Source organism: Nonomuraea maheshkhaliensis (genome assembly GCF_039529435.1).
GTDB lineage: Bacteria > Actinomycetota > Actinomycetes > Streptosporangiales > Streptosporangiaceae > Nonomuraea > Nonomuraea maheshkhaliensis.
The window spans coordinates 1-8298 of record NZ_BAAAMU010000181.1; the positions used below are offsets into that span (position 1 = coordinate 1).

Genomic DNA, 8298 nt, shown 5'->3' on the forward strand with positions numbered 1-8298 from the left:
CCCCCGCGCCCGGCAGCAGCGGACTGACCTGGGCCTCGTCGGCGGCGTTGTCCAGGACGATCAGGACGCGCCGTTCGGCCAGCAGGCTGCGGTAGAGCCCGGCACGGTCGTCCAGCCGCTCGGGGACGTGCTCGCCGGACAGGCCCAGGGCGCGCAGCAGGCGGTCGAGTGCGTCGGCGGGGTCGAGCGGGGGGTCGTCCCGGCTGTGGGCGCGCAGGTCGAGGAAGAGCTGGCCGCCGGGGTGGTGCGGGGCCAGCAGCTGCGCGGCGTGCACGGCCAGCGCGGTCTTGCCGACGCCCGGCATGCCGTCGATCGCGGTGACCGTCACCCCGGCAGTGCCCGTTCCGGCGGTGAGGGCGGACAGCTCGTCCGTCCGCCCGACGAACGCCGGCACGTCGGCCGGCAGTTGCCTGGGCGGGACGGGCGCGGGCGGTTCGCCCTCGTCAGCCGTGACCTCCACCGGTGACTGCGCGAGCATGGCCTGGTGCAGGCGGCGCAGCTCGGCGTTGGGGAGGATGCCGAGCTCGTCCTGCAGCAGCCGGAAGACGGTCCGGTACGTCTCCAGCGCCTCGGCCTGCCGGCCGGTGCGGTAGAGGGCGGTCATGAGCTGGGCCCAGAGCCGTTCCCTGAAGGGATGCTCGGCGGTCAGGGCCCGCAGCTCCGCGATGAGCGAGGCGTGCTCGCCGAGACCGGCGTCGAGCTCGATGCGCCGTTCGAGGGTGTGCACGTGCAGCTCGGCGAGCGGCGGGACGTCGATCTGCTGGAGCGTCTCCGACGCGACGCCGGCGCACACCGGGCCGCGCCACAGGTCCAGCGCCTCGTGCAGGAGCCGCCGCTCCGTCAGCGGGTCCGCGGCCCGGCCGGCCTCCTGGAGCAGGGCGCGGAACCGCAGCAGGTCGAGCTGGTCGGTCCGCAGCCGGGCGAGGTAGCCGTCCGGCATGGTGACGATCACGTCCCTCGCGCCCAGGGCCTGGCGCAGGCGTACGACGTACGTGCGCAGCACCTTTCGCGGGTTGACCGGGACCCGGCGGCCCCACAGCCGCTCGGCGAGCAGGTCGGCGGGGACGACCTCGTTCGGGCGCAGCAGCAGGGTGGCGAGCAGGACGCGCAGCTTGCCGACCGTGACAGGGACCGAAGCCCCGTCCTGGACCGCCGTCAGGGGACCCAGCACCGAGAACCGCACACTGGTCACCGGCCTCGCTCCTCGCTCTCGTCTTCGGCCGCTCCGGGCACCTCCGTAGTGTGCGGCAGGCCGGAACGCGTGATCGAGGACATGGGGCGGGCATTGTCCGGACATTCGCCGGGCCCCGGCCGTCGATCGCGTCTCGTCATGCCTCTGACGTCGGTGTTCCGTTTCTGGGTGGAACACGGCGACACCCCGTCCCCCGGCTCTGTGTACTGGGTGCGCAACGGAGACGGAGAGGAGCGGATCTTGGGAATCAGACGAGCGGTGTCCGCCGGCACGGTCACTCTCATGGCGGCGTTCTGCCTCACGGGGAACGCGGGCGTCGCGTCGGCTCAGGACTGGCTGGGGGACTGCCCCAAGGGCAGCATCTGCGCCTACAGCGGCGTGAGCGGGTCGGGCAAGCGGTGCGATTGGGAGGGGAACGACGCCAACTGGGCGGGCGGGGGACGGCCGTGCTCGTTCAGCCACAAGGTGAAGTCGCTGTGGAACAACGGCCGCAAGGGCAACCTGGACGACGTCCATCTCGTCACCTGCGGCGGCGCCCATTGGGCCCTGCTCCACGGCCAGCAGGAAGCCTGGACCAACCCGACAGAAGATGCCGGTAGGGGCCATATCTGTATCAAGTCCCATAAGTGGTTCAACAGGTAGCGGCGGCGCGTGTCCACCGGGCGTTGATCGCCTGATGATCCGTCCGGGCCAGCATGGGGGGCATGTCCGGCGGAATCCTGCGCATCGTCTTCACCGGTGAGGACCTGGCCCGCGTACGCGTCGCCGCTCGCGTCGACGAGCCGTGGGAGACGGTGATGAGCCTGCACGTGCTGCAGCGGCCCGGCGGCGGAGCGGACCTGACCGCCTGGCGCCGCCGGGCCCGCGCGGACCTGGCGGCCGCCGGCCTGCTGCGGCCCGTCCGGCGCACGCTGGCGCCGCTGATGCCGATCAAGGCGTACTGGCCCGACTTCCTCACCCCGCACGAGGCCCAGGCGGGACGCGAGGCCGGACTCGACGCGCTGGGCGCCACCTCCCGCGCACGGGTCCGGCGTGAGGTGGACCAGCTGCGCCGGCACACCGCCCTGCCCGGCACCCTCGACGACCTCGCCCGCGGCGACCGGCGCGCCATCGCCGGCCTGGCCCGCCTGGCCGACCACTACGGCCGGGCCGTCCTCGCCCCCCACCGCACCACGATGGAGCACGCCCTCGGACGCGAACGCGCCCGCCTCGCCCGCCTGCTCACCGACCAGGGCGTGGAGGCCATGCTCGGCGCGCTGCCGCCCCGCATGCGGTGGCGGCCTCCGGTCCTGGAGGTCGACTACGCCGCCGGCCGCTACGAGATCCCGCTGCGCGGCAGGGGGCTGACCCTCATCCCCTCCTACTTCTGCCGCTACACCCCCGTGGCGCTGGCGGACCCCGGGCTGCCGCCCGTACTGATCTACCCGGTGCCGCGGCGTGCCCCGGAGCCCGACCCCGGCCAGGCCCTGTCGGACCTGCTCGGCGCGACCCGCGCCCGCGTCCTCTGCCACATCGCGGCCACCGCCGGCTGCACCACCAGCGAACTCTCCCGGCGCACCGGCACCTCACTGTCCTCGGCCAGCGCGCACGCCCAGGTCCTGCAGCGGGCCGGCCTGATCACCAGCACCCGCCACGCCAACATGGTCATCCACCGCGCCACCGAGCTCGGCGCCGCCCTGATCCACCCGGTCGCCGCCGGCCCTGGTCTCGGCAGGGCTTCTGCGGGAGAGTAAGGACAAGATCGGATCGTGAGGAGGCGGCAGTGCGGCTCGGATTCAGCCTTGGCACCCTCGGCCCCGTGGCGGCCACCCATGAAGCCCAGCTGACGCTGGCACGTGAGGCGGAGCGGCTCGGATACGACTCGGTGTGGGCCTCTGAGGGCTACGGGGTCGATCCGGCGACCACGCTGGCCTGGCTCGCGGCCGGCACCGAGCGGATCGGGCTGGGCAGCGGCGTGATCCAGGTGACGGGCCGCACGGCGATCTCGGCGGCGATGGCCGCCACCACGATCGACCGGGTGTCGGGCGGCCGCTTCCTGCTCGGGCTGGGCGCCTCAGGCCCGCAGGTGGCCGAGGGGTGGCACGGTCAGCGGTACGAGCGGCCGCTGGCCCACCTGCGCGACTACGTGGCCGTGGTACGGACGGCGCTGGACGGCCGGCCGGTCGAGCACGACGGCCCCGAGATCGTGCTGCCGCTGCCCGACAGCCGCGGCAAGGCCCTGAGCATGACCGTCGCACCCGTACGCAAGCCGCTGCCCGTCCACCTGGCGGCCATGGGGCCGAAGGCGGTGGCGCTGGCCGGGGAGATCGCCGACGGCTGGCTGCCGATCCACTTCCCGCCCGAGCACGTGGCCGAGAGCATGGAACACCTGCGGGCCGGGGCCGCCCTGGCCGGGCGCGACGCGGCCACGGTGGAGGTCTCGCCGATGGTCATGGCCATGGTGGACGACGACGCCGACTACGCCCGCGACCTGATCCGGCCGATGCTGGCCCTCTATCTGGGCGGCATGGGCACCCGGGGGGTCAACTTCTACAACCGGCTCGCCCACCGCCTCGGGTTCGGCCAGGCGGCGGCGCGTGTCCAGGACGCCTACTTCGACGGCGACCTGGGCGAGGCGATGGAGGAGGTGCCCGACGACCTGGTGGACGCCCTCGCCCTGTGCGGCACGCCCGCGCGGGTGCGCGAGCGGCTGGAGGCCTACCGCAAGGCGGGCGCGACCCGGGTGATCGTCGGGCTGAACGCGCCCACCGTGGAGGACCGCGCCGAGCAGCTCGGCTGGCTGGCCGAGCTCAACACGTGACCCCGTCGCCCCCGTCATCGCCTTCGCCGCCCGGCGGCTCTCGCCGGGCCGACCGGGTGAGCCGGTCGGCGAACGCCACGACGAGGTCGCGGAGCTCGTCGGGCTGTTCGATGACGAACGGCAGGTCCATGGAGGCGAGCACGGCCGGCACCCAGTCGAGCCGTTCGGCCCGCAACTCGACCCGGCACCAGCGCTCGACGTCCTGACCCGCGCCGCTCACGGACGGTGCTCCCGTGCCGATCGCCGGCGGTGATTCCGGGTCGCTCACCGGTGGCGGCTCCGTGACGAGTGCGATGCCGGCGGGGAGCCGGGTGCGGATCCGCTCGGCGCCGCCCTGGACCCGCAGCGTCACCTCGTGCCGGTACGGCGCGGTGGCGATCCCCGCCAGGACCCGCTCGGCCGGGCCGGGCCCGCCGGGCGGGTCGAACGAGCCGGGCAGGGTCCGCGCGCCGGCGATGCGGTCCAGCCGGAACGTCCGGTCCTCGCCGATCGCGGGATCGGCGCCCGTCACGTACCACCGGCCCGAGTGGGCGACGAGCCCGTACGGGTGCAGCGTGCGCTCGCTGCGCCGCCCGCCTGCGTCGGTGTACCGGATCGAGACCGGCCGGTGGTGGCTCACCGCGTCGGCTACAGCGAGCAGCACCGCGGTTTCCGGGACGGCCGGCTCACCGGCGGGAGCGGTGAAGGCGAGGGAGCCGAGCACGGCGTCGAGCCTGCGGCCGAGCCGCTCGGGCAGCACCCGCCGGATCTTCGCCGCGGCCGTCTCGCTCGCCGTGCCCGCGGCCGTCAGCAGGCCGGTCCTGCGCCCCGCGACCAGGCCGAGCAGCACGGCGAGCGCCTCGTCGTCGCCCAGCATGAGCGGCGGCATGCGGTAACCGGGGGCGAGCCGGTAGCCGCCGTAGCGGCCCCGTACCGATTCGACGGGCACGTCGAGGTCGATGAGGTGGCCGACGTAGCGCCGTACCGTGCGCTCGTCCACGCCGAGCCGGTCGGCGAGCTCGGCCACGGTCCGCAGCCCTCCCGACTGCAGGAGCTCCAGCAGGGTGAGCACACGAGCGGTGGGTCGGGCCATACCGAAAGTCTGCCGCAGATACCGGGCGGGTTTCGCCCGGTATCCGGCGTAGCGTGCGGTCGTACCCAAGGAACGACCAGGGAGAACCATCCGTGAACTTCGTCTCGACCCGCATCATCACCGCCGACGTCGCCCGCCTCGTCGGCTTCTACGAGGCCGCCACCGGAGTGGAGGCGAGCTGGGCCAACGACGACTTCGCCGAGCTGCGGACCGCCTCGGCCACGCTCGCCATCGGCGGCACCCGCACCGTCCCGCTGTTCGCGCCCGGCTCAGCGGAACCGGGCGCCAACCGCAGCGTCATCGTCGAGTTCCTGGTCGACGACGTGGACAGCGTCTACAAGAAACTGACCGGCCTCGTGCGGGACTTCGTCAACGAGCCCACCACGATGCCCTGGGGCAACCGGGCGCTGCTGTTCCGCGACCCCGACGGCAACCTGGTCAACTTCTTCACCCCCGTGACCCCGGAGGCCATCGAGAAGTCCGGCCGCCGAGCGGCCCCTTGAAAGCTCAGGTGGCCGGGGCCTGGGGCATCTCGCGCATCCGGGGGATCGGCGACAGCGCCAGCACGATCATCGGCACCACCGCGCCGATCACCGCCGCCGTCAGGACCACCGGCCACATGCCCACCGCCTCGCCGACCAGCCCGGCCACCAGCGCGCCGAGCGGCGCGGGCACCAGCCCCATCGCCCAGATGGTGGCGATGACCCGGCCGACCAGCTCGCGCGGCGTCGCCGACTGCAGCACGGTGATGTTGTTCACCACGAACACCTGCGTGCACAGCCCGACCAGCAGCTGCGAGACGGCCAGCACGCCGATCGCCAGCCAGAGCGGCCCCCCGGCCAGCGGCACCAGGATGAGCGCGCTGTTGCCGATCACCGTGGACCAGAACATGGTCGGCCCGGGGCCCAGCCCCTTCATGAGCCGCACCGACAGCCACGCGCCGGCCACCGCGCCGACCCCGCCGACCGCGAGCACGGCCCCGACCCAGCCGGCCGGCACGCCGGCGCCGTCGATCACGTACGGGATGTAGAGGGTCTGCAGGATGCCGATGTCGAAGAAGGAGTAGACGGCACTGGCGATGGCCAGCGGGCGGACGACCGGGTGCGACATCACCCAGCCGAAACCCGCGCGGATGGCGCCGATCATGCTGCCGCCGCTGTCGGGCGGCGGCGGGTCCTCCCGCTTGCGGATGGAGATCAGGAACGCCGCCGACAGCACGTAGCTGACCGCGTCCACCAGGATGACCAGCGGCGCCGAGCGGGTCGCGATGAGGAACCCGGCCAGGCTGGGCCCGACCGCCTTGGAGACCGAGTCGCTGAGCTGCAGCTTGCTGTTGCCGTCGCCGAGGTGCTCCGGGGCCACCAGGGCCGGCAGGTACGACCGGTAGGCGATCTCGAACAGCACCCCGAAGACGCCCATCACGAACACGACCGCGTACAGCCACCACAGCGTCAGCATGTCCATCACGAACAGCAGCGGCACGGTGGCGAGCATGAACGCCCGGATGACGTCGCTCCAGATGAGCACGGGCCGGCGGCGCATCCGGTCCACCCACACGCCCACGACGAAGAAGAGCACCATCGGCAGCCTGGACAGCGCGCCGAGCACGCCCATCTCCGCGACCGAGGCGTTCAGCCACAGGTAGGCGACGATCGGCATGGCGAGCACGGTCACCTGGGAGCCGACCAGCGACAGGCTCTCGCCGCTCCACAGCTTGAGGAAGTCGCGGTTCTTCCACAGCGTGGGCGGTTCCGCCGCGGCGGGGCCGGGCGCGGGGGGCTCAGTCGTCGGGGGTGAGGCCATGGTCGATGCTGCTCCTCAGTTCGGCGGCCGCGAGGGCGACCCGGGGTTCGTACATGACGGTGAAACGCTCGCCGTGGATCGGCGAGATGCGCAGGCGGCCGGTGACGACGTCCCGCCAGCCCATGTCGTCGGGCGGTACGCCCTCGGCGGTGGGCGAGTACAGCAGGACGTCCCCGTCATAAGGGGCGTGCCGGTAGTGGCCGACGGCGTGCGCGTTGGCGCGGAACACGTCCACGAAGCGGCGGGCCTGGCGCAGGTCGGCGGTGTCGGGCTGCAGCGTGTCGGCGCGGGCTGCGGCGTCGATCACGGCCAGCAGCCGCTCGTCCGGGCTCATCCGGTGCAGGTCGTCCAGGTTCACCTGGACCTTGCCGCCGGCCAGCGCGTGGGTGAGCAGGACGGCGTCGTCCTCCAGCGAGGCGCGCAGTACCGGCTCGTTCGCGTCGGAGTAGAACAGGACGACGAGCGGCACCTCCTCGCCCAGCTCGCGCAGCCGGCGGGCGGTCTCCAGGGCGATGTTGCCGCCGATGCAGTAGCCGCCCAGCACGTACGGGCCGTGGGGGCGGAGGTCGAGCAGGTGGGCGGTGTAGTCGTCCACCATCTCCGCCAGCGTGGCGTGCGGTTGCTCACCGGGGACCAGACCGGCCGCCTGGATCGCGTACACGGGCTGGTCGGGGCCGAGATGGCGGGTCAGCGGCAGATAGCGGAAGACCTGGCCGCCGAGCGCGTGGAACAGGAAGACGGGAGCGCGGTCGCCGGTGGGTCGCAGCGGCACGATCCGGCGCGGCGCGCCGTCATTGTCCTGCGGGCGGCGCAGCTCGGCGGCGAGCCCCGCGACGGTCGGCGCGGTCAGCACCGACGACAGCGGCACGTCGCGGCCGAGCTCCTTGCGCAGCCGCATGGTCAGGCGCAGGGCCAGCAGGGAGTGGCCGCCGAGAGCGAAGAAGTCGTCGTGCACGCCGATGGCGTCCACGCCGAGCGTCTCCTCCCACAGTGTGGCCAGCCTGGCCTCGAACGGGTCGCGCGGGGGCAGGTACGGGGCGCGGGCGGCGTCGCCTGGGTCGGGCAGGGCGGCGCGGTCGAGCTTGCCGTTGGCGGTGACGGGCAGGGCGTCCAAGGGTACCCAGGCGGTGGGGATCATGTGCTCGGGCAGCCGCTTGCGCAGCGCGGCGGCCAGATCCGGCAGCCGCCCGGCCGCGCCGACACGGCCGTCGCCGTCGTTGTCGCCGGTCTTGGTGCCGGCGTCGGTGCTCGGCGCGCCGCCTTCCCCGCCGGCGTCGTTTGCTGGGCCGTTCTCCGGGCCGTTCTCCGGGACGTTCTCCGGGACGTTCTCCGGGACGACGTAGGCGACGAGGCGTTCGTCGCGCAGCACGACGACGGCGGCGCGGACGGCGGGCTCGGCGGCCAGCAGCGCCTCGATCTCGCCGAGCTCGA

The 8298-nt window shown here is 73.5% G+C and carries 8 protein-coding genes; 4 read left to right on the forward strand and 4 right to left on the reverse strand.

All coding sequences use genetic code 11. The features are described 5' to 3' along the window. Positions 1 to 1192 (reverse strand): AfsR/SARP family transcriptional regulator (locus ABFX54_RS52455; RefSeq protein WP_346114791.1); only part of this gene is annotated, 1192 nt, incomplete at its 3' end. Between the two features lie 240 nt (positions 1193 to 1432). On the opposite strand from ABFX54_RS52455, the gene ABFX54_RS52460 reads away from it, so the two are divergent. From ABFX54_RS52460 to ABFX54_RS52470, 3 genes are all read left to right on the forward strand, one after another. After that, on the forward strand, positions 1433 to 1834 hold the full coding sequence (locus tag ABFX54_RS52460; RefSeq protein WP_346114792.1) for a peptidase inhibitor family I36 protein: 402 nt from the start codon (positions 1433 to 1435) through the stop codon (positions 1832 to 1834). A gap of 62 nt (positions 1835 to 1896) precedes the next feature. Beyond that, entirely contained in the window at positions 1897 to 2925 is a 1029-nt protein-coding gene (locus ABFX54_RS52465; protein WP_346114793.1) for an ArsR/SmtB family transcription factor, read from the forward strand. Between the two features lie 29 nt (positions 2926 to 2954). Next, entirely contained in the window at positions 2955 to 3992 is a 1038-nt protein-coding gene (locus ABFX54_RS52470; protein WP_346114794.1) for an LLM class flavin-dependent oxidoreductase, read from the forward strand. Here ABFX54_RS52470 and ABFX54_RS52475 read toward each other — a convergent pair. Next, entirely contained in the window at positions 3982 to 5064 is a 1083-nt protein-coding gene (locus ABFX54_RS52475) for a helix-turn-helix transcriptional regulator (RefSeq protein WP_346114795.1), read from the reverse strand. The genes ABFX54_RS52470 and ABFX54_RS52475 overlap by 11 nt on opposite strands. 92 nt (positions 5065 to 5156) lie before the next feature. Here ABFX54_RS52475 and ABFX54_RS52480 point away from each other — a divergent pair, with 92 nt between their 5' ends. Then, complete coding sequence (locus ABFX54_RS52480) at positions 5157 to 5567, forward strand: VOC family protein (protein WP_346114796.1); 411 nt, start codon at positions 5157 to 5159, stop codon at positions 5565 to 5567. Positions 5568 to 5571: 4 nt separating this feature from the next. Here ABFX54_RS52480 and ABFX54_RS52485 read toward each other — a convergent pair whose 3' ends face one another. Further along, positions 5572 to 6867 carry an MFS transporter gene (locus ABFX54_RS52485; protein ID WP_346114797.1) on the reverse strand — a complete coding sequence of 432 codons (1296 nt, stop codon included), beginning with the start codon at positions 6865 to 6867 and terminating at the stop codon, positions 5572 to 5574. Beyond that, positions 6845 to 8298 (reverse strand): thioesterase domain-containing protein (locus ABFX54_RS52490; protein ID WP_346114798.1); only part of this gene is annotated, 1454 nt, incomplete at its 5' end. The genes ABFX54_RS52490 and ABFX54_RS52485, both read right to left, overlap by 23 nt.

Coding starts and splice junctions, on each gene's coding strand:
- ABFX54_RS52465 (WP_346114793.1), top strand. CDS start 1,897: ATGTCCGGCGGAATCCTGCGCATCGTCTTCACCGGTGAGGACCTGGCC.
- ABFX54_RS52485 (WP_346114797.1), bottom strand. CDS start 6,867: ATGGCCTCACCCCCGACGACTGAGCCCCCCGCGCCCGGCCCCGCCGCG.
- ABFX54_RS52475 (WP_346114795.1), bottom strand. CDS start 5,064: ATGGCCCGACCCACCGCTCGTGTGCTCACCCTGCTGGAGCTCCTGCAG.